Raw genomic sequence first — 18,803 nt, 5'->3', positions numbered from 1 at the left:
GCGCGTGTCGGTTTTATACGTTGGTGGGGCGCCCGGCGCCGCCGCGGTCGACGCCGATCCCGACGCCTACATACGATCCCCGCCAGTGGGTCGGATATGGCGACCTACACCGCGGACATCGACGTTCGGTTCCGCGACATCGACGCGATGGGCCACGTCAACAACGCCGTCTACGCGACGTACATCGAGCAGGCGCGGACGCGCTTCTTCCGCGATGTCCTCGACCTCGACATCTCGGGGGCGTCGACCGTGCTGGCGTCGCTGTCGATCGACTTCCGGCGACCGGTCGAACTCGACGACGACGCGGTCGCGGTGAGCGTCGAGATAGCGGATCTCGGCCGGTCGAGCGCGACGATGACGCACGATATCCGGATCGGCGACGCCGTCGCGGCGGAAGCCGAGGCGACGCTCGTCGCCGTGGACCCGGAGACGGGCGAGCCGACGCCGATCCCGGAGGCACACCGGGAGGCGATGGCGTCGTACCGAGATCGCTGAGGGGGCGGCCCGCGGCCCGGGGCTGCGATACGAGGCCTCCCCCACCGTCGCGGTCGGACGCACACCTTCTTGACCGCGCGGACCGATCGATCGGTATGAGCGTTCGACTGTACGCCCTCGACGGGTGTCCGTGGTGCGAGAAGGCGGCCGACGCCCTGGACGACGCGGGCGTCGAGTACGAGACGGAGTGGGTGGAAGCGCTCCACTCCGACCGGAACGAGGTGAAGCGAGTGAGCGGCCAGCGCGGCGTCCCCGTCCTCGTCGACGAGGGACGCGGCGTGACGATGGCCGAGAGCGCGAACATCGTCGACTACGTCGAGAGGACCCTCGCATGAGCATCTACACCGGTCGCGGCGACGAGGGGGAGACCGACCTCCGGGACATGAGCCGGGTGTCGAAGTCCAGCCACCGCATCGAGGCGTACGGCTCGGTCGACGAGGCGAACGCGCTGCTCGGAACGGTCCGCCCGACGGGCCACGAGGACATCGACGAGCTGCTGGGGACGATACAGAACCATCTTCACGTCGTTCAGGCCGACCTCGCGAACCCCGACCCCGACCCGGACGACCCGCAGGTGGAGCCCGACCATACCGACCTGCTGGAGGAGCGCATCGACGCGTTCGACGAGGAGCTGGAGCCCCTGCGGTCGTTCATTCTCCCGGGCGGCGGCGAGGCGGGGGCGGCGCTCCACCACGCGCGCGCCGTCGTCCGGCGCGCGGAGCGGCGCGTCGTCGACCTGGCGCGCTCGGAGCCGATCAACGAGGCGGTCGTCACCTACCTTAACCGCCTCTCTGACCTCCTCTTCACCCTCGGCCGCGTCGCGAACGCGCGTGACGGCGAGCCCGAGGAGTCGCCGACGTACTGAGCCGCCCCGAGCGCGCGATTTTTCCCCGTCCCGCGCGAGGTGCGGGTATGACGCTCGACAGCTACGCGGCGGCGGTCGCCGATCTCGACCCGGCTCCCGGCGAGGTCGAGACGGCGGAGGTCGTCGTCACCGACGACGCGCTCGTGAAGGCGTTCGTCCTCGGCCCGGACGCGACCGTCGACCCCCACGAGCACGCGGACGCCACGAACGTGTTCCACGTGCTGGAGGGGGAACCGACGGTGATCCGCGACGGCGAGGAAGAGGCGCTCGCGGCCCCGGCAGTGGTGGAGAACGCCCGGGGCGCGGTCCACGGCGCCCGCAACGACACCGACGACCGAGCCGTGCTCACGGCCACCCTCGCCCCGCTCCACTGATGGACGGCGAAATCGACCCCGAAGAGCTGTCAGCCCTGCTCGACGAGCGCGGCGACAGCTCTCCCGACGAGTCGCTCCGCATCGTCGACATCCGCGACCGGCGCGCGTTCGACCGAGGGCACCTCCCCGACAGCGAGTGCATCCCGTTCCCGGAGCTGACGAACCGGATCGCGGAGCTCGAGGGCGGCGACCGCATCGTCACCGTCTGCCCCCACGGCGTCGCCAGCCAGCAGGCGGCCCAGCTCATCGGCAGCTACGAGGGGACGCAGGACGCGCGCGTCGACAGCCTCCGCGGCGGCATCGAGGCGTGGGAGCGGGAAATCGGCGACCTGCCCGCGTCGGACGAGCCGGCCGCCAGCGATCCCGACGAGGGGCCTGAGAGCCCGTTCTGACGCCGGACGGGCGTCCCCGGTTCAGATCGCACGAATCCGCACCCGCCAGAAGTCGCGGAACGCGTCGTCGAGCGCTCCCTTCGGCTTGCCGGTTGCGTCCGACACGTCGGTGACGTCGGCGCGGTCCCGAACCCGGCCCAGCACGCTGCGCTCGCCGACGACGATCACGCGGTCGAGGTCCTCTCCCGCGGCGACCGCGGCGAGCGCCTCGTCGGCCCGGTCGAGGTGGTCGTCGATCTGCCCCTCCCGGCGGCGCTCGAATCGCCCCTGCGAGAAGCCGCCCTTCGAGTGTGCCTCCTTCACGTCGGTGGTGAACCCCTCGAAAGCGACCCGCTCGTCGCCCTCGTAGGTGCCGACCGCGAAGGTGTCCGAGCGGACCACGGCGAACGCGAACCGGCCGGTCGGGCGGAACCACGCGTCGTCGAGCCGGAACCGGTCGCTCCACCGGTCGAACGGTTCGGGTTCGACCGGCGGCGTCAGCGCGGCGCTCACCGAGCCCGTGTCGTCGGCGAGGACGACCGCGGGCGCGGCCCGCCGGACGAGCGCCGTCCGGTCGCCGAGCCAGTCCGACACGGTCGCGGGGACCGAGTCTGCGTCCGGCACATACGCCGTGAGCAACCCCTCCGGGTCGTCGCTCTCGACGGCCCGGAACCGCTCGAGCGCGTCCGTCAGCCGCGAGCCGCTGCGGTCGCTCACGCGGCGGAACTCGACCGTCTCCTCCGTCCCCTCGGCGCGCTCCAGCCGCTCCTCTAACGACTCGATCCGGTGTTCGAGCTCGTTCACGCGCTCCTCGGCGCGCTGCCGGTCGGCGACCGCGTCGGACCGCCGCTCCTCCTCGGCCTCGGCGCGGCGTTCGAGGTGACGCTTCTCCTCCTCCAACTCCTCGATGCGCTCCTTCAGCTCGGCGCGCCCGAGCAGCCTGTCGATCATACCGAATTCGCGACCCGCCGCGACCTAAAAGGTGCGTCTGCGGCGGAGACGGACGCCGCTCTCCGGGCCGTCCGCGCGTCGCGCCACCGTCCGCCGCCGTCTCCCGCGCGACCGTTCGTCGCCGCGTTCACGTCGTCCGCTTCGCGCGTGACCCGATCGGTGCGCCTCCGCCACCGTTTTAGCGTCTCCCGACGCTTCGGGGGATATGTCGTCTCCGTCCCTCCAGGAGGAACCGAAGACCGGCAACGGCGTCACCGCCGACCTCGACCTCGACTGGCTGTCGCTCGACGACGACGAGGAGATCCGCTGGGCGAGCACGCCGCACAGGTACAGCGTCGTCCCGGCGCTTCTCGTCGGCGTTCCCCTGTCGCTCGTCCTCGTCGGGATCCCGATCGTCGCCGCGAGCTACCTCCAGTACAAGAACACGAACTACGTCGTCACGAACAAGGGGCTCTACAGCAAGCGGGGCATCCTCTCCCGGGACGTGAAACAGATCGGGTTCGAGAAGGTACAGAACATCTCCTACTCGCAGTCGGCCATCGGTTCGTCGCTCGGGTACGGGTCGGTCGAGGTCAGCACCGCCGGCGGCTCCGGCGTCGAGCTACGGTTCCGGAGCATTCCGGACCCGGCGTCGGTCCAGGAGCTGATCGCCAGGGAGATCGACGCCGGAAAGCGGGACAGCGCCGACGGCGACGGCGACGCCGACGACGTGCTCGCCGAGATCCTCGTCGAACTTCGCGCGATCCGCTCCGCGGTCACCGACGACGGTGCCGGCGGCGACGCCGAGACGCCGACCGCGACCGGCGAGGACGTCGGCGCCGAGCGGACCGCGTCGGAGACGGCGTGCGAGGACCGATGACCGGCGACTGGTGGTTTCGGCACGACGACGAGACCGTCGTGTGGACGGGTCGCCCGCGGCTGTCGGCGGCGCTCGGCGGGGGCGTCGTCGGCGTCGCGACCGTCGCCGTCGCGCTCCTCGCGGCGGCCGCGGTCGACCCGCGCATCGCCGCGGCGAGCCCGCTGGGCGTCGGCATCGCCGGCTGGGAACTGCTCCGCGTCACACGGACCGACTACGTGGTCACGACTCGAGCGATCTGGTCGAAACGCGGCGTGCTCGGCCGAAAGGTCCGCCGCGTCGGGCTGGCACAGGTACAGAACACGGCGTACAGTCAATCGGTGACCGGTTCCGCGTTCGGGTACGGCACGGTCACGATCGAAGTCGCCGGCGGGCCGGACCTCGAGCTCCGCCGGATCAACGACCCGCAGGCGGTCCGACGGTCGATCACCGACCGGACCGGGACCGTCGACCGCGAGCCGCCCGGGACGGTCGAGCAGTGGCGGGCGGTGCTGTCCGTCGTCCGCGACATCGAGGCCGCAGTCGACTGACCGGCGGCGACTCCGGCGGAGCGACGGCGACACCGGTCAGGCGACGCCCGCGCCGCCGAGTATCAGCCGGAGCCCGATGACCGTGAGGAGGCCGAGGACGAGGCCGCGCCGGAGCCGCTCGCTCACGCGGTCTCGGAGGCGAGTCCCGACGGCGACGCCGGCGACCGCAGGGACCGCGGCGGCGGCCGACGCGAGCGCGAACGCGGCGTCCGGGTAGAGTCCGAGCGCGCCCGCGGCCCCGACGCGAAGGCCGTTGATCCCGACGAACACCAGCGCCACGACGCCGACGAACACCCCGTGCGAGAGGTCGAAGCTCCGGACGAACGCGACCAGCTGGACGCCGACGTTCGTCGCGCCGAACAGGACGCCGGAGACGACGCCCACGACCCCCATGACGAGCGGGCCTTCGGCGCGCTCGCGGTCGGCCGAAGTCGGCAGCGACGGGAGCGCGACCGCGCGCTGCGCGGTCGCCACGAACCCGAGCGAGACGACGCCGAGCAGGACGCGCAGGGGAGCCGCCGGGAGGCGATCGAGCAGCGCCATCCCCGCGAGGGTGCCGACGAGCGCGGCCACGAGCAGCGGTGCGAACCGGGCCCCGCAGGTCCGCAGTTCCTCGCGCGTGAGCTCTCCGACGAGGGCGACGTTCACCGCGAACATCGGGACGATCATGAACGCGACGGCGGCCGCCGGGTCGAGCGTCGACGCGAGCACCGTCGTCCCCACGACCGCGAAGCCGAACCCCGCGACCCCGTTGACGGCGCCCGCGACCGCGACGACGACCGCGACGGTCGCAACCAGCTCGGCCGAGAGCGCGAGCGCCATACGTTCGACACGAGCCGGACCGGCATAATAACACGAGTGCCCGATCGGGCGGCTCCGGCGGCGTCCGCGGCCCGACATCGAACCATTTCCCGCCTACGCGGTCGCTATGCCGGTCGGTCCCACGCGCAGTTCGACTCGACGCGCGGGCCCGCCCCTATCGGTCTCCGGGCGCTACCGCCGCGGCCTTCGCCGTTCGCGACTCCCTCAGACACGCGGCGGCGTCCTACGCGTTCACGAACGGCTCCCACCCCTCCCAGCGGAGGAGCGTCTCGGCGCGGTCCGCGTCCGCCAACAGCACGTTCCGCCGGTCCGGGAGCGTCTCGTCGGCGAGTCCCTGCGGAATCGCGAGCGTGCCGCTCGGTACGTCGTCGTCGCCGCCGACCGGGATGTGGCCGCCGTCGACTTTCATGACGAGCGGGGCGTCGAGTCGCTCGACGCCGTCCCCGTCCGCGTACAGCTGCTCGTTGACGTGTTCGTGGTCCGCCCGCCGGATGACGGCGCGCTCGCCGTCATGGGGTTCCACGTACAGTTCCCCCAGGTAGTAGCCGCTCGAGAATCGCTCGAACATTCTATGCGTGTCAACACCTACCACGACCATACATAAGTGTTTCTCGGCCGTGACCGGCCCTGATAATCGGGGACGGAACGCGCCCGGTTCTCAGTCAGCGTCCTCAAGCGCGCCGTGACCGAGCGGTCCGCGGGGTGCTCGCCCTCACTCCTCGTCCGACCGCCGCGCGACCTCGTGGCGACCGAACCCGTACCGGAGTCGGTTCGCGAGCCGTCGCGAGAAGCGGCCCTCGTTGCGCGAGTCGAACCGCTCCGCGAGCGCCTGGTAGATGATCGGCACCGGGACCTCCTGTTCGAGCGCCTCCTCGACGGTCCACGTCCCCGTCGAGCCGCCCGCGACGTGGTCCGCCACGTCGCCGAGCTCCGATCCCTCCTCGCGGAACGCCTCCTCGCAGAGCTCCAAGAGCCACGACCGGATCACCGCGCCGTTGTTCCACGTGCGCGCCACCGACTCCATGTCGAGGTCGTAGCGCCCGTCGGCGAGGAGCTCGAACCCCTCGCCGTACGCCTGCATCAGGGCGTACTCGACGCCGTTGTGGACCATCTTCACGTAGTGGCCCGACCCGGACTCGCCCATGCGGTCGTGGCCGTCCGGTCCGGTCGCCACCGCGTCGAACACGGGTACCATCGCCTCGTAGGCCCACGCCGGACCGCCGACCATCAGCGAGAAGCCCGCCTCCGCGCTCGCGGGGCCGCCGGAGGTGCCGCAGTCGAGGTATGCGGCGTCGGTATCCGCGGCGCGCCGCGTGGACGCCTCGAAGTGGGAGTTGCCGCCGTCGACGACCACGTCGTCACCGTCGAGGTACGGTTCTAGGTCCGCGAGCGTGGCGTCGACCGCGTCGCCCGCGGGCACCATCAGCCAGATCCGCTTGCCGGCGTCCTCGTCGCCGCCGGACCGGTCCAGCCGGTCGCAGAGGTCCGCGAGCGAATCTGCGGGCTCCACGCCGTTCTCGGCCGCCTCCGCGGTCGCCTCCGCCGAGAGGTCGAACGCGACCACGTCGTGGCCCGCCGACAGCGACCGGTTCGCGACGATCTGCCCCATCCGCCCGAGTCCGATGACCCCGAGTTCCATGCGCGAGGGGTGGCGGGGCCCGGCCGTAGTGGTTCCGGTTCGCCGGGCGACCCCGGGCCCGGGTCAGTAGCCGATCTCGGCCTCGGGCTGCCGTCGTCGACGAGCGGGAATGCGGTCTCCCGAACCGTTTTTAGCTCCCGCGGAGTGCCGGGGTCATGGGACGCGTCAACGAAGGCGACCTCGACTGGGGCGAGACGGACCGCGGCGGGACCCGATTCTGCCGGAAGCAACTGGCCGAAGCGGCCGACGGCGAGGCGATCGGCTGTAGCCTCTACGAGCTCCCCGCCGGGGCGAAGTCGTGGCCGTACCACTACCACACCGCCAACGAGGAGGCGCTCTACGTCCTCGCGGGCGAGGCCACGCTCCGCCACGGGGGAGAGACGGAAGAGATCGCGGCCGGCGACTACGTCGCCTTCGCCGCCGACGAGTCGGGCGCGCACCGCGTCGTCAACGAGGGCGACGACCCCGTGCGCTACCTCGCGCTGTCGACGATGACCGAGCCGGACGTGACGGTGTACCCCGATTCGGAGACGTTCGGCGTCTTCGTCGGGTCGCCGCCCGGCGGCCGCGACGAGCGCTCCTTGTCCGGCTACCACGAGATCGACGACGCGGTCGACTACTGGGAGATGTAGCCGCTCCGGCGACTGGGAACTCAGGTGCCCGAGAGTTCAGACTCCGTCGCGCTCGGCGGCCGCCGCCTCTCGCTCTCCGAGGTGCGCGCGCAGCGCGTCCACGTCCTTGTTGCCCGCGCCGGTGTTCAAAAGGACGACGGTGTCGTCGGGACCGAACTCGCCAGATTCCGCGAGCGCGAACGCCCCCGAGACGGCGGCCGCGCAGGTCGCGCCCACCTCGAGCCCCTCCGTGCGAGCCACGTCGACCGCGGCGTCGAGGATCTCCCGGTCGGTCGTTGCCACCGCACCGCCGTCGGACTCGCGGACCGCCTCCAAGATGAGGTGACTCGCGCCCGGATCCGGGATCGCGATCCCGTTGCACGCAGTGTCGACCTCGTCGTCCGCGAGCGGCTCGTGGCGGTCCGCCCCGGACTCGTAGGCGCGGACGACCGGGGCGCAGCCCGCGGCCTGCGCGGCGTACATCGGGACCAGTTCGTCGGTCCACCCCAGCTCTCTCGCCTCCCGGGCGGCCTTGTGCATCCCGACCAGCCCGACGCCGCCGCCGGTCGGGTAGACGACCGCTTCGGGGGTTTCCCAGTCGAGCTGTGCCAGCAGCTCCAGTGCCATCGTCTTCTTTCCCTCGTGGCGGTACGGCGTGACGAACGTCTTCGTCGAGTACCAATCCGGGTTATCAGCCATCGCCTCGGCGTACGCTGCTCCGGCGTCGCCGATCTGGGAGCTGCCGTCCACCGGGTCGGTAACGGTCAGGTCCGCGCCGTGGACCTCGGTCATCGCCTTCTGGGTGAACCCCGCCCGCGAGGGGAGGAACACGTGCGCGTCGAGGTCTGCGCGGGCCGCGTACGCCGCTGCCGCCTGCCCCGCGTTGCCCGCGCTGTTCAGGGCGACCTCGCTTGCGCCGTGCTCGCGCGCCGCCGTCATCGCGGCCGCCTGCCCCCGGTCTTTGAACGTCCCCGTCGGGTTCGCGCCCTCGTCTTTCAACAAGACCCGCCCCACGCCCATCGCGTCCGCCAGCCCGGGACACTCCACGAGCGGGGTGGCCCCCTCGCCGAGCGACACCGCGGTCTCAGCGGGGAACGGGAGGAGCTCGTCGTACCGCCACATCGACCCGTCGGGGCGGGCGTCGAGCGTCTCCGGCGGGAGCCCGACGCGGTCGTAGTCGTACGTCGGGTCGAGGATGCCGTCGCAGTCGGGACACCGGTGGGTCGCCGCCTCCGCGTCGAACGTCTCCCCACAGTCGACGCAGGTCAGGCCGACGAACGCGTCCGTGGTCTCCATGCCAGCGCGCTCGGGCGCCGGGGCCTTCGGTGCTGCGGTCGCGGCGGTGTCGGCCCGACCACCGAAGCGGCCTCGCTTCGGCGACCGAGACGGTCACGTTTCGGCGAGCGAGGCGGCCCGCGGTCCGCCCGTCCCTGCCCGGGGTACTTAGGTCCGAAACGTATGAAGCGGTAGGCGGAGGGGAGTCGGGACGGTACTCCCACGGGAGATGCGTGTACCAGCGACCGCCCGGACGGCGGGTCCGTGGGGTGGAGCGAGGTGGAAGCGATGAGTCGGACGGTGCTCCGGTTGGACCTCCCGGCCGGGTCGTGGCTCGCCGACGCGTCGCGGGGCGTCCCCGCGGCGACGCTCCGGATCGCGGAGACGATCGCCGTCGACGGCGACGCTCCGGAGACCGCGGCGACCGTTCGCGTCGCCGGCACCGACAGGGACCGCGTGGAGAACATGGTCCGGGGCCACGAGCGCGTCGCGCGCGTGACGGCGGTCGAGCGCCGCGGCGACGTTCGCACGCTCCGCGTGGTCGGCCGCGCCCCCGTCTACCTCCCCGCGGCGCGGGCGGTCGGCCTCCCCATCGAGTCGACGGTCGAGGTCGCCGACGGCCGCGCCACGGTGACGGTCGTCGGCGATCGGGACCGGATCGAAGCGTTCGGGCGTCGGCTCGCGGACGACGGGGTGACGGTCGGCGTCGCCGCGACCGGGGGCGACGAGCCGGATCGGACGCTCACCGAAGCGCAGCGCGACCTCGTCTTCGCGGCGGTCGAGAGGGGCTACTACGACACCCCGCGGCGGTGTACGCTCACGGAGCTGGCCGAGGCGAACGGGATCGCGAAGTCGACGTGCAGCGAGACGCTCCACCGCGCCGAGGGACGGGTGATGCGCCGGTTCGTCGACGGCGAGGGGCCGTTCGACTCGCCGTCGGACGCCGAGGGCTGGCCAACGGCGAAGCGCGCGCCCCCCGGGGCGGCCTCGCTTGAGGCCGACGAGCCCGACGCCGACAAGCTCGACGCCGACTAGTTCTGCGTCGACGGGCTCGGCGCGACCGGGCCGCGGGTCGGCCGGTCGGTTCGCGTGTGTGCGAGTGTGCTATTCCCCGTCGAGCGCCTGCCACGAGAGCCGCGGGTCCCGCGCGGCGCCGACCTGGTCGATCCGCGCGGCGGCGGTCCGGTTCGGCGCCGCGTCGAGCGCCTCGTCGGTGTCCGCGTACGCGAGGTTGAACGCCTCGGCGAGGTCGTCGAGCGAGGACTGCCCCTCGATCTCCGTCGGCTCGGTTAGCATCGCCTCGGGGACCATCTCCGGCCACTTCGTCGTCGGCGGGTGGACGCCGAAATCGAGCATTCGCTTCGCCACGTCGGCCGCGTCGCGGTCGCCCGCGGTCGCCGCGAACTCGTGGTGGAACGGGCCGAAGGGAACGTCGAGGTCGATCCGCTCGGCGAGGTAGTTCGCGTTGAGGACGGCCTTCGCCGCCGCGTCGGCGAGCCCCTCGTCGCCCAGGCGGGCGACGTACGCGTACGCCTTGATCAGCACGAGCCAGTTGCCGGCGAAGCCGTGGACCCGGCCGATCGTGCGGTCCGGCTCGAAGCGCTCGTACCCCGACCCCGTCTCGGCCTCGCGGACCCGCGGCGTTGGGAGGAACGGCGCCAGTTCGTCGACGACGCCGACCGGGCCGGCGCCGGGACCGCCGCCGCCGTGCGGCGTCGCGAACGTCTTGTGGACGTTGTAGTGCATCACGTCGAACCCCATGTCGCCGGGGCGGCCGCGGCCGAGCAGCGCGTTGAGGTTCGCGCCGTCGTAGTAGAGCAAGCCGCCGGCGTCGTGGACGATCTCCGCGATCTCGGTGATGTCGCGCTCGAAGAGGCCCACCGTGTTCGGGTTCGTGAGCATCAGCGCGGCGGTGTCGTCGCCGACGGCCGCCTCCAAGGCCTCGAGGTCGACGCGCCCGTCCTCGCCGGAGGGCAGTTCGACCACGTCGTAGCCGGCGGTCGCCGCTGTCGCGAAGTTCGTCCCGTGGGCCGACGCCGGGATCACGACCTCCGAGCGGTCGTTGCCGTGGTGCTCGTGATACGCCTTCGTGACGAGGATCCCCGTCAGTTCGCCCGCCGCGCCCGCGGGCGGCTGGAGCGTGACGGCGTCCATCCCCCCGACGTCGGCGAGCGCCTCCTGGAGCCGGTACTGGAGTTCGAGGTTCCCCTGCGCGGAGCGCGCGGAGCGGTCGGGGTGGACGGCGGCGTTCGGGTCGGCCGCCACGTCCTCGGTGAACTTGGGGTTGTACTTCATCGTACAGCTCCCCAGCGGGTACGGCCCCGCGTCGATGGCCCAGTTCATCTGCGAGAGCCGGGTGTAGTGGCGCGCCGTCTCCGGCTCCGAGGGGTTCGGCAGCGTCAGCTCCTCGCGGGTCAGGTCGTCCGGCAGCGGGGAGTCCTCGCGCACGTCGACGGTCGCTTGCCCCTTCTCCGAGAGCAGCGGCTCCCGGACATCCTCGCCGTCTCGCTCGTAGTTCGCTTGGTCGTGGATCATTAGAGCACCTCCTCGAAGGCCGCGACGAGCCCGTCCGTCCGTTCCGCGTTCAGGTCAGTGACGCACACCTGAAGCAGGTGGTCGTCGATCGCGTGGACCGCGAACCCCTCGGCCTCCAGGTCCTCGGCGACCGCCGGGGCCGGCTGGTCGACGTGGACCACGAACTCGCGGAAGTGGTGACGGTCGTGGACGGGGGCGGTCGCGCCCGACAGGCCTTCGATCCGGGCCGCCAGCGCCTCGGCGTCGCGGACGCAGTCGTTCGCGAGGTCGACGAGGCCGTCGGGCCCCAGCGTCGCCGCGTGGATCGCCGCCCGGAGCGCGACCCACGCCTGGTTCGTACAGATGTTCGATGTGGCGCGCTCCTTGCGGATGTGCTGCTCGCGCGTCTGGAGCGTCAGCGTGTACGCGCGGTCGCCGTTCGCGTCCTCGCTCGCCCCGACGAGCCGACCGGGGACCTGCCGAAGGAAGTCGTCGCGGCAGGCGAAGATGCCGAGCCCCATCCCGTAGCTGGTCGGCAGGCCGAGCGAACCGGCCTCGCCGACGACCACGTCGGCGCCGACCGACGCGGGCGATTCGAGCACCGACAGCGCGACGACGTCGGAGCCGAGCGCGAACAGCGCGCCGGTCTCGTCGGCGAGGTCGCCGATCGCCGCGAGCCGCTCTTCGAGGCAGCCCCGCACCGTCGGGCTCTCGGCGTACAGCATTACGACGTCGTCGCCCGCGCGGTCCGCGAGCGCGTCGACGTCGGCCGTGCCGTCCGCCATCGGGTACGTCTCGACGGTCATGTCGGCGCCGTCGCAGTAGTTCTCCAGTACCGCCCGCTTCCCCTCGCGGAGCTGCTCGGGCACGAGGACCACGTCGCCCGATGTCGAGCGGACGCGGTCCGCCAGCGTCGCGGCCTCGCCGAGCGCGGTCGCGGCGTCGTACATCGAGCAGTTCGCGACGTCGAGCCCGGTCAGCTCGACGAGCATCGACTGGTACTCGAAGAGCGCCTGGAGGAACCCCTGCGACACCTCCGGCTGGTACTGGGTGTAGCTCGTGAGGAACTCCGCGCGGTCGGCGAGGTGGTCGACGACGCTCGGCACGTAGTGACCGTAGTGCCCCCGGCCGAGGAACTCCGTGAGGTCGTCGTTGCGCGCGAAGATCCGCGCGCACTCGTCGCGGATCTCGCGTTCCGTCCGCGGCTCGATGCCGAAGTCACCGTCGAAGGCGACCGGGTCGGGGATGTCGAACAGGGCCTCCTCGTCCTCGACGCCGATCGCCGCCAGCATCGCCGCGGTCTCCTCGTCCGTGTGCGGTGCGTACGGGGTGCCGTTGGCCCGGCTCATCTGGTCGCTCCCCCGCGTCCCCGGGCCGTCGCCCGGCCGTCGTTCGCTCCTCGGTTCGCGGCTCGTCGGTCGAAACGTTGCGTTGTCATGATCGGGTGCGGTGTCGAATGTCCGTCGTCGGATCCGGGTCGGCGCGGTCAAGCGATCTGCTGGTCGTACTCGTCGGCGTCGAGAGTCCCATCGGCGTCGCCGCCCTCGGCCGGGTCGACCTCGAGCATCCACCCCTCGCCGTACGGGTCCTCGTTGACGAGTTCGGGGCGGTCGAACAGGGCTTCGTTGACCGCGACGACCTCGCCCGAGACGGGCGCGTACAGGTCCGACACCGCCTTGATCGACTCGACGACGCCGAACGACTCGCCGGCGGAGACCTCGTCGCCGACCTCGGGGAGCTCAACGAACACTACGTCGCCGAGCTCGTCCTGCGCGAAGTCGGAGACGCCGATCCGAACGGTGTCGCCGCCGGTCGTCGCCCACTCGTGCGATTCCAAGTACCGTCTGTCGTCGGGAACGTCGAAGCTCATTTGTCGGGGTCGCCGCGGTCCGATCGGGTTCCGGTCCGCGACACGTGTGAATCATCCTTCTGACGACGAGGAAATAAAAGGTGTGTTCGCGGCGGTCGAGCCGGGGAACGGCGGCCCGGAGCGCCGGATCGGTCCCGGCGTCTGAACCACCTCGACCCCGGCGTCCGAGCTCCTCCGTCACCCGCCTCGGCGCCCCGTCAGGTCCACCGATCGAGCCCGGTCTGGACCTGCGACTCGGCGATGCGCTCGAACCCCCGCTCGACCTCGCCCGCGGCGACGCCCCACTCGTCGACGACGTACTCGCGGGCGGCCTCGACGTCCGGGTTCACGTCGGCGTCGACCGCGATGTCCTCGGCCGGCGGGTCCATGAACAGCTCCCGGATCGCCTCGGCGTTCGGGATCTCGGCGTCCCGGGCGTCGAGGACCCCCCACAGATCGTCGTGTTCCTCGATCGCCTTCACCGCCGTCTTCGGCCCGACCCCGCGGACCCCCTCGTTGAAGTCGGTGCCACAGAGCATCGCGACGTCGACGAGCCCCTGCCGGTCGAGGCCGAGGTCCTCCAGGGTCGCCGACAGGTCCATCAGCTCCGGGTCGCCCTTGCTCGTCAGCTGACGGAGCGTCGTCGGCGCGCCGAACAGCAGCGTGTCGTAGTCCTCGCTGCCGGCGTGGTCCACCGTCCCCGTCGCGGCCATGTGCGCGCACTGCGCTTCCCCCTCCGCGGGCGCCTCGACGACGGGCACGTCGAGCAGTCCCAGCAGCTCGCGGGTCGTCTCCTGTATCGTGTCCGTGAGCCGCTGCGTGCGCGCCTCCAAGCGCGCGGCCTCGACGGCGTCCCCGCGCTCCTCGGCGGCTGCCCGGCGTTCCTCGGCCGCCTCGCGCTTCTCGCGGCGCTCCGCTACCTCGTCGGCCTTCAGGTCGGTGACCGCGCCGTCGAACACCATCACCGGGATCAGGTCGTGCTCGAAGAACTTCGGAAGCCCCTGAACGACCCCGATCAGGTTCGCGACCTCGACGCCGTCGGCGGTGGTGTACTTCTCGTCGCTTGTCCACTTCACCGTCGTCGTGAGGTACCGGTACAGCCAGTTGTGCGCGTCGACGGCGACGACGCCCCCCTCGATCTCCGCGAAGGGCGCGTCGCGGATCGACGCGAGGTCGCGCAAGTCGGCGTTTCCCATTACCCGTCAGTGGGGCGCGTCGCTGTTAAACGCTGACGGGTCGGGGGGACCGGCGGCGGTTCGCGGCCCGCAGTCGCTTCGGCTCCCGCCGCGATCCGCCTGCCGACTTCTGGGCAGTTTATGTGCGTCACGCGCGTACGGCGAGGCGTCTGAATGGTTTCCCCGTTCGAGGTGTTGGAGGTCGACGAGGACGCCGACGACGAGGCGGTCGAACGGGCCTATCGCGAGCGCGTGAAGCGTGCGCACCCGGACCAGGGCGGCTCGATCGAGGAGTTCCAGCTCGTCCGCCGAGCCTACCGCGAGCTGTCCGAACGCGACGGGAACGGCGACGCGGGCGACGGGACCGACCCGGCTGACGTCGACCTCACCGAGGGCGACGACGCGCGCGAGCCGCGGTCGACCCGCGTCGAGTTCCTCGACTACGAGGCGGTCGTCGACTACGGCTGGTCGCTCGAGGACGACGAGCTGTTCCGGAAGGCCGCCCACGCCGACCTCGGCCCCGACGCCCACGGTCGCCTGCTCGTCCACGCGGACGAGAGTCTGCTTGAGGCGGCCGAGCGCAGCGGCTTCGCGTGGCCCTTCTCCTGTCGCGGCGGCGCCTGCGCGAACTGCGCGGTGTACCTCGCCGAGGGCGAGCTCTCGCAGCCGACCGACCACATCATGCCCGACGACCTCGCCGAGCGGGGGTTCCGGCTCTCCTGTAACGGTTACCCGCTGACCGACGAGCTGTCGGTCGTGTTCAACGTGAAACAGCGTCCCGAGCTCGACGACCTCATCCTCCCGCCCGGGCCGTTCACGCGTCGCTGACTCCGCCGCGTCCGAAAAAGCTGACCGCGTGACGCCTCAGAACGACTCGGAGACGGCGGCGACGACGGCGTCCTCGACCGCGTCGCGCTCGCCGGAGAGGAACTCTATCTTCCCCTCGCGGACGCCGGCGGTGGCGATGTCCGCGCCCGGCGCGAGCTCGGCCGCGCGGTCGGCAACGTCGCGGACGGAGACGTCCGCGGTCGTGCGCACGTACAGCTCGTCGGTGCCGACGCCGACCGTCGCGAACGGCTCGCCGTCGGCGCGGCGCCGGTGGAGGTCGTCGAGGAGGAGGGGCGTCGGCGGGAAGTCGTACCGGTGGGTGTAGCCGTCGGTGTCGAGCAGGGCGAACTCGACGCCGTCGACCGCCTCGGTCACGACGTTCGCGTCCGCGGTCTCGACCTCGGCCTCCAGCTTCTCCCGGAACTGCTCGGAGACGTGCGCCGCGAGGTCGCCGCCGTCCGAGAACAGGAGGTCGGCGATCAGCTCACGCTTGTCCTGGTACGACTGGTAGTACGCCTCCAGCGCGACCGCCTCGCGGAGCTCGGCGACGCGCTCGGCGTCGTAGCCCGCGTCGCGCGCGATGTCGACGTACCGATCGGGGGCGTCCGCCCAGTAGCTCACGGCCGGCAAGTGTCGCAGGTCGGCGCGGACCCCGTCGTTGATCGCCGACGCGAGCGAGGCGACGAGCGCGCCCGTCGAGAGCGTCTCGTCGCCGTCGGCGTCGGCCAGCTCCGGCGAGACGAGCGTGTCGACCGCGTCCCGCGTCTCGGGGTCGGCGACCGCGGCGTCGACGACGACCGCGTCGACCCCGTACACCGACAGCAGGTCGATGCCGTCGGCGGACTCGGTCGTCGATCCGGCGCCGACGAGGAGGAAGAGCGGGAGCTTCTCGTCGTGGCGGTCGCGGTCTTGGAGCATCCGCGTCGCGTCGTTGGTGGCCGCGTCCATCCCGTACACCGGCTCGTCGAGCGGGCGGCGGGTGAAGTAGTGGTACTCCGCGTCGCTCTTCGCGTGCTCGTCGCGGATCAGCGGGAGGACGGCGCGCTCGACCGCGGCGCCCGCGACGTAGCCGTCGGCGGTCGCCGGGTGGCGCACGACGATCGGGCGCGATTCGAGGACCGCGCGGCGGACCGCCTCAGCGGCGTCGAGCAGGTCGTCAGCGAGCTCGGCGACGGTCTCGTCGCCGGCCAGCGGCTGGAGCCCCTCGGGGCGCGCCTCGTCTGTGAGGGCCTCGGCGAGGCGGCGGCGGACCGTTTCGGCGTCCTCGCCGTCGAGGAGGACGAGCGCCTCGGACTCGACCTGAACGTCGCCGCGGTGGCTCTCGACCTCCCCGTCGACCCGCACCGCGTCGCCGACCTCCACGTCCGGGTGCGCCCGGACGCCGGGCTCGACGAACGCGGCCACGTCGACGGCGCCCGTCGCGTCGCTGACCTCGAACACCGTCGGGCCGCCGGTCTGGCGGACGCCGACGACCTCGCCCTCGATCCGGACCGAGTCTCCGATCGCGTCGCCGAGCGACGTGATCGACACGCGCTCGGGCTCCGGTTCGTCCACGTCAGACTCGTCCGTGGCTGTCTCCGCGGACACCTCGTCTTCTGCGGTCGTCTCGGACGCGGGCTCCTCCGACGCGTCCGCGTCGTCCGATCCGACGCCCTCGTCCGCGGCCGCATCCGCTTCAGGAGCGTCCGTCGATTGGGACTCACTCGGCTCCGCATCGGCCTCTTCGGCCTCCTCGCTCGGCGCCTCGGGTTCCGCGTCGGCTTCCGTCTCGTCCTCGTCTGCGGACTCCGCGGCGCCAGCGTCGTCGTCGGCTTCGGACTCTTCGACGTCGTCGCCCGACGCCTCGTCGGGGAGGTGCTCGCCGGAGGGCTCTTGTACGAGGACGCCGCGGAACTCGCGGTCGGCCTGTCGAATCGACCAGCCGAGGTCGACGTTCCCGTTGTCGCGGACGCCTTTCACTTGGACGAACACGTCGTCGCCCGGCTCCCAGTCGAGGCTGTCGAGGCGACGGTCGAGCTCGGAGCGGTGGAGCAGTCCGGTGACGCCCGGCGCGAGGTCGACGAACACGCCGAACTCGGCGTATCCGTCGACGACGCCCCGGTAGAAGCGGCTCGGAACCAGATCGTCGGGAGAGTCGCCGCGGAAGTCGAACGCGACGTCTTCTTGGTGCGAGTCGCAGACGCGACCGCCCCCGACGTCGGTGCCACAGATGATACAGGATCCCATTTGAGTACACCGAGAGTCTCGGGCCTAAAACGGTTGTCGAAAGCCGGCTCGGCGACTCGATCGGAGCGCGGCGGGTTCGCGGTCGTCACGCCGCGACGGCCCGACGCGTCAGGCGCCGAGCAGCGTCCGTCCCGCCGCCACGACGCGGTAGCCGACGCCGTACCCGAGCGCGGCGGGCGGGATCGCGGCCGCAACCGTCCGGACCGCGCCCAGCCCGTGAACCGCGCGGAACCCGACGAACAGCAGCACCGCCGCGTACGCGCCGCAGAGGACTCTGAGTTCGGGTATCGCCGGGCCGGCCAGCGCCATCGGCGAACTCGCGTACGCGACGACCTGGACCGTCTCGCTCACGCCGCCGCGGTCGCGCAGCGAGAAGCTCCCGTCGGCGACCTCGACGCTCGCGACCACGACGGAGACGGTCGCGACCGCGGCGGTCAGGTGGAGGCCGACCGGCGCCGCCAGCGCGACCGCGACGAGGAAGACGACGAGGTCCGAGAGGAGCCGCGAGGAGGGGACGACGACGGGCACCGCTCCAGAGTCGGTCGCGATCAGGCCGAGCGTGAACGCGGCGGCGACCGCGACCGCGAACGTCAGCGCCGGGGCCTGGTCCCCGGGCGTGATCCCGTTCGCGAACGCCCGCCGCGGACGAACGAGGACCTCGATCCAGGTGCGCGCGATCCCTCGCGGACCGCGGGGGCGTCCGCCCGCCGAGTCGCTCATCCGAGTCGTCACGGTCGGAGTTCGGCCGCGCGGAATAACCCGTTTCCGGTTCGATCCCGAGTCGGTGGGCAGTTCGACCCCGCGTCGGTGGCTGGTTCAGCCACGCGTCCGTCCCGAGCCGGGCCCCACACCGCCTCATTCTTATCAGGGCTGATACGCGGTGCGCAAACCCTTATATCGGCGGTGTCGGAGTGACAGCCGAATGGTGGCGTTCCGAGACGACGAGCGAGGGTTCACCCCGCTGGCGGGGACCGGACTGCTCGTCGGGGTCGTCGTGCTGCTGCTCGCCATCGTCGGCGCGGCGGTGTTCGGCCTCATCGACGGCGTCGCCCCGCCCGACGCCGAGTTCGAGGGTCGACAGGAGGGCGGCGAGCTCGTCGTCGTCGCGCTCGGGCCCGAGCCGGTCCCGGCCGAGGAGCTGTACGTCCGCGGCGAGGACCCGGACGGGAACGTCCAGTTCGGCGCGTGGCCCGGCGACGGCGTCGTCCGGCCGGGCGATCGGGTCCCAGTCCCGAACGCGACCGGCAACGAGAACTTCGAGGTCGTCTGGGAGCCGGTCGCGTTCGACACCCGGGAGACGCTCGGAAGGTACAACGGCGAGGACTCCGCGATAGAGGAGTGGAGCGAGGAGAACGGCGGCAGCACGCCGGGCGGCGGCGTCGGAGTCTGAGGTCGGTTCGGTGTCGAGGTCGCGCTCAACGC

At 71.9% G+C, this 18,803-nt stretch carries 22 protein-coding genes; 11 read left to right on the top strand and 11 right to left on the bottom strand.

Annotated features, from left to right (window positions below; genetic code table 11):
• Positions 1-96 precede the first annotated feature (96 nt).
• From Z052_RS15945 to Z052_RS15925, 5 genes are all read left to right on the top strand, one after another.
• The gene (locus Z052_RS15945; protein WP_094494565.1) at positions 97-495 is read left to right on the top strand and encodes a thioesterase family protein; all 399 of its coding nucleotides are present in this window, start codon (positions 97-99) and stop codon (positions 493-495) included.
• A gap of 95 nt (positions 496-590) precedes the next feature.
• Positions 591-830, top strand: a complete 240-nt coding sequence (locus Z052_RS15940) for a glutaredoxin family protein (RefSeq protein ID WP_049930810.1) — start codon at positions 591-593, stop codon at positions 828-830.
• The gene (locus Z052_RS15935; RefSeq protein WP_094520896.1) at positions 827-1,360 is read left to right on the top strand and encodes a cob(I)yrinic acid a,c-diamide adenosyltransferase; all 534 of its coding nucleotides are present in this window, start codon (positions 827-829) and stop codon (positions 1,358-1,360) included. The genes Z052_RS15940 and Z052_RS15935 overlap by 4 nt, the downstream gene beginning before the upstream one ends.
• A 47-nt stretch (positions 1,361-1,407) precedes the next feature.
• Entirely contained in the window at positions 1,408-1,734 is a 327-nt protein-coding gene (locus Z052_RS15930) for a cupin domain-containing protein (protein ID WP_049930806.1), read from the top strand.
• Positions 1,734-2,126: a rhodanese-like domain-containing protein gene (locus tag Z052_RS15925; RefSeq protein ID WP_086215398.1), complete on the top strand. Its 393-nt coding sequence runs from the start codon at positions 1,734-1,736 to the stop codon at positions 2,124-2,126. Before Z052_RS15930 ends, Z052_RS15925 begins: the two co-directional genes overlap by 1 nt.
• Positions 2,127-2,147: 21 nt before the next feature.
• On the opposite strand, the gene Z052_RS15920 is transcribed toward Z052_RS15925, so the two are convergent.
• The gene (locus Z052_RS15920) at positions 2,148-3,056 is read right to left on the bottom strand and encodes a Vms1/Ankzf1 family peptidyl-tRNA hydrolase (RefSeq protein WP_094520895.1); all 909 of its coding nucleotides are present in this window, start codon (positions 3,054-3,056) and stop codon (positions 2,148-2,150) included.
• 205 nt (positions 3,057-3,261) lie between these two features.
• Between Z052_RS15920 and Z052_RS15915 the strand changes: the two genes are divergently transcribed.
• Together Z052_RS15915 and Z052_RS15910 are read left to right on the top strand one after the other, a co-directional pair.
• Positions 3,262-3,915, top strand: a complete 654-nt coding sequence (locus Z052_RS15915) for a PH domain-containing protein (RefSeq protein ID WP_086219095.1) — start codon at positions 3,262-3,264, stop codon at positions 3,913-3,915.
• On the top strand, positions 3,912-4,442 hold the full coding sequence (locus tag Z052_RS15910; RefSeq protein ID WP_049930800.1) for a PH domain-containing protein: 531 nt from the start codon (positions 3,912-3,914) through the stop codon (positions 4,440-4,442). The genes Z052_RS15915 and Z052_RS15910 overlap by 4 nt, the downstream gene beginning before the upstream one ends.
• A gap of 36 nt (positions 4,443-4,478) precedes the next feature.
• On the opposite strand, the gene Z052_RS15905 is transcribed toward Z052_RS15910, so the two are convergent.
• The 3 genes from Z052_RS15905 to Z052_RS15895 form a co-directional block, all read right to left on the bottom strand.
• Positions 4,479-5,264 carry a TSUP family transporter gene (locus tag Z052_RS15905; protein WP_049930798.1) on the bottom strand — a complete coding sequence of 262 codons (786 nt, stop codon included), beginning with the start codon at positions 5,262-5,264 and terminating at the stop codon, positions 4,479-4,481.
• A gap of 223 nt (positions 5,265-5,487) precedes the next feature.
• Positions 5,488-5,832, bottom strand: a complete 345-nt coding sequence (locus Z052_RS15900) for a DUF5802 family protein (RefSeq protein ID WP_049930796.1) — start codon at positions 5,830-5,832, stop codon at positions 5,488-5,490.
• A 144-nt stretch (positions 5,833-5,976) separates the two neighbouring features.
• Entirely contained in the window at positions 5,977-6,903 is a 927-nt protein-coding gene (locus Z052_RS15895) for an NADP-dependent phosphogluconate dehydrogenase (protein WP_094520894.1), read from the bottom strand.
• 155 nt (positions 6,904-7,058) lie between these two features.
• Between Z052_RS15895 and Z052_RS15890 the strand changes: the two genes are divergently transcribed.
• Complete coding sequence (locus Z052_RS15890; RefSeq protein WP_094520893.1) at positions 7,059-7,535, top strand: cupin domain-containing protein; 477 nt, start codon at positions 7,059-7,061, stop codon at positions 7,533-7,535.
• A 36-nt stretch (positions 7,536-7,571) separates the two neighbouring features.
• Here the strand turns inward: Z052_RS15890 and Z052_RS15885 are convergent, their stop codons facing one another.
• Positions 7,572-8,810, bottom strand: coding sequence for a threonine synthase (locus Z052_RS15885; RefSeq protein ID WP_094520892.1), 1,239 nt, complete (start codon positions 8,808-8,810; stop codon positions 7,572-7,574).
• A gap of 267 nt (positions 8,811-9,077) precedes the next feature.
• Between Z052_RS15885 and Z052_RS15880 the strand changes: the two genes are divergently transcribed.
• On the top strand, positions 9,078-9,824 hold the full coding sequence (locus tag Z052_RS15880; protein WP_086216448.1) for a helix-turn-helix domain-containing protein: 747 nt from the start codon (positions 9,078-9,080) through the stop codon (positions 9,822-9,824).
• Between the two features lie 69 nt (positions 9,825-9,893).
• Here the strand turns inward: Z052_RS15880 and gcvPB are convergent, their stop codons facing one another.
• From gcvPB to fen, 4 genes are all read right to left on the bottom strand, one after another.
• Positions 9,894-11,324 (bottom strand): aminomethyl-transferring glycine dehydrogenase subunit GcvPB, encoded by a 1,431-nt coding sequence (gene gcvPB / locus Z052_RS15875; RefSeq protein WP_094520891.1) that lies wholly within the window; start codon positions 11,322-11,324, stop codon positions 9,894-9,896.
• On the bottom strand, positions 11,324-12,652 hold the full coding sequence (gene gcvPA, locus Z052_RS15870; RefSeq protein WP_049930787.1) for an aminomethyl-transferring glycine dehydrogenase subunit GcvPA: 1,329 nt from the start codon (positions 12,650-12,652) through the stop codon (positions 11,324-11,326). The genes gcvPB and gcvPA overlap by 1 nt, the downstream gene beginning before the upstream one ends.
• A gap of 137 nt (positions 12,653-12,789) precedes the next feature.
• A complete protein-coding gene (gene gcvH, locus Z052_RS15865) occupies positions 12,790-13,173 on the bottom strand; it encodes a glycine cleavage system protein GcvH (protein ID WP_089308611.1) in 384 nt (127 codons plus the stop codon).
• A gap of 197 nt (positions 13,174-13,370) precedes the next feature.
• A complete protein-coding gene (fen, locus tag Z052_RS15860) occupies positions 13,371-14,348 on the bottom strand; it encodes a flap endonuclease-1 (protein ID WP_094520890.1) in 978 nt (325 codons plus the stop codon).
• A 153-nt stretch (positions 14,349-14,501) separates the two neighbouring features.
• On the opposite strand from fen, the gene fer reads away from it, so the two are divergent.
• A complete protein-coding gene (fer, locus tag Z052_RS15855) occupies positions 14,502-15,155 on the top strand; it encodes a ferredoxin Fer (protein ID WP_049930784.1) in 654 nt (217 codons plus the stop codon).
• 36 nt (positions 15,156-15,191) lie between these two features.
• On the opposite strand, the gene Z052_RS15850 is transcribed toward fer, so the two are convergent.
• Both Z052_RS15850 and Z052_RS15845 read right to left on the bottom strand, forming a co-directional pair.
• Positions 15,192-17,381, bottom strand: a complete 2,190-nt coding sequence (locus Z052_RS15850) for a DHH family phosphoesterase (RefSeq protein WP_094520889.1) — start codon at positions 17,379-17,381, stop codon at positions 15,192-15,194.
• A 108-nt stretch (positions 17,382-17,489) separates the two neighbouring features.
• Positions 17,490-18,101 carry a YIP1 family protein gene (locus Z052_RS15845; protein ID WP_089308614.1) on the bottom strand — a complete coding sequence of 204 codons (612 nt, stop codon included), beginning with the start codon at positions 18,099-18,101 and terminating at the stop codon, positions 17,490-17,492.
• Between the two features lie 202 nt (positions 18,102-18,303).
• Between Z052_RS15845 and Z052_RS15840 the strand changes: the two genes are divergently transcribed.
• Positions 18,304-18,771, top strand: coding sequence for a type IV pilin (locus tag Z052_RS15840; RefSeq protein ID WP_049930779.1), 468 nt, complete (start codon positions 18,304-18,306; stop codon positions 18,769-18,771).
• Positions 18,772-18,803 lie beyond the last annotated feature (32 nt).

Origin of the sequence: Halorubrum sp. C191 (assembly GCF_002727095.1) — an archaeon.
GTDB classification, from domain to species: Archaea; Halobacteriota; Halobacteria; order Halobacteriales; family Haloferacaceae; genus Halorubrum; species Halorubrum ezzemoulense.
This window is presented reverse-complemented; position numbering and strand designations above follow the sequence as displayed.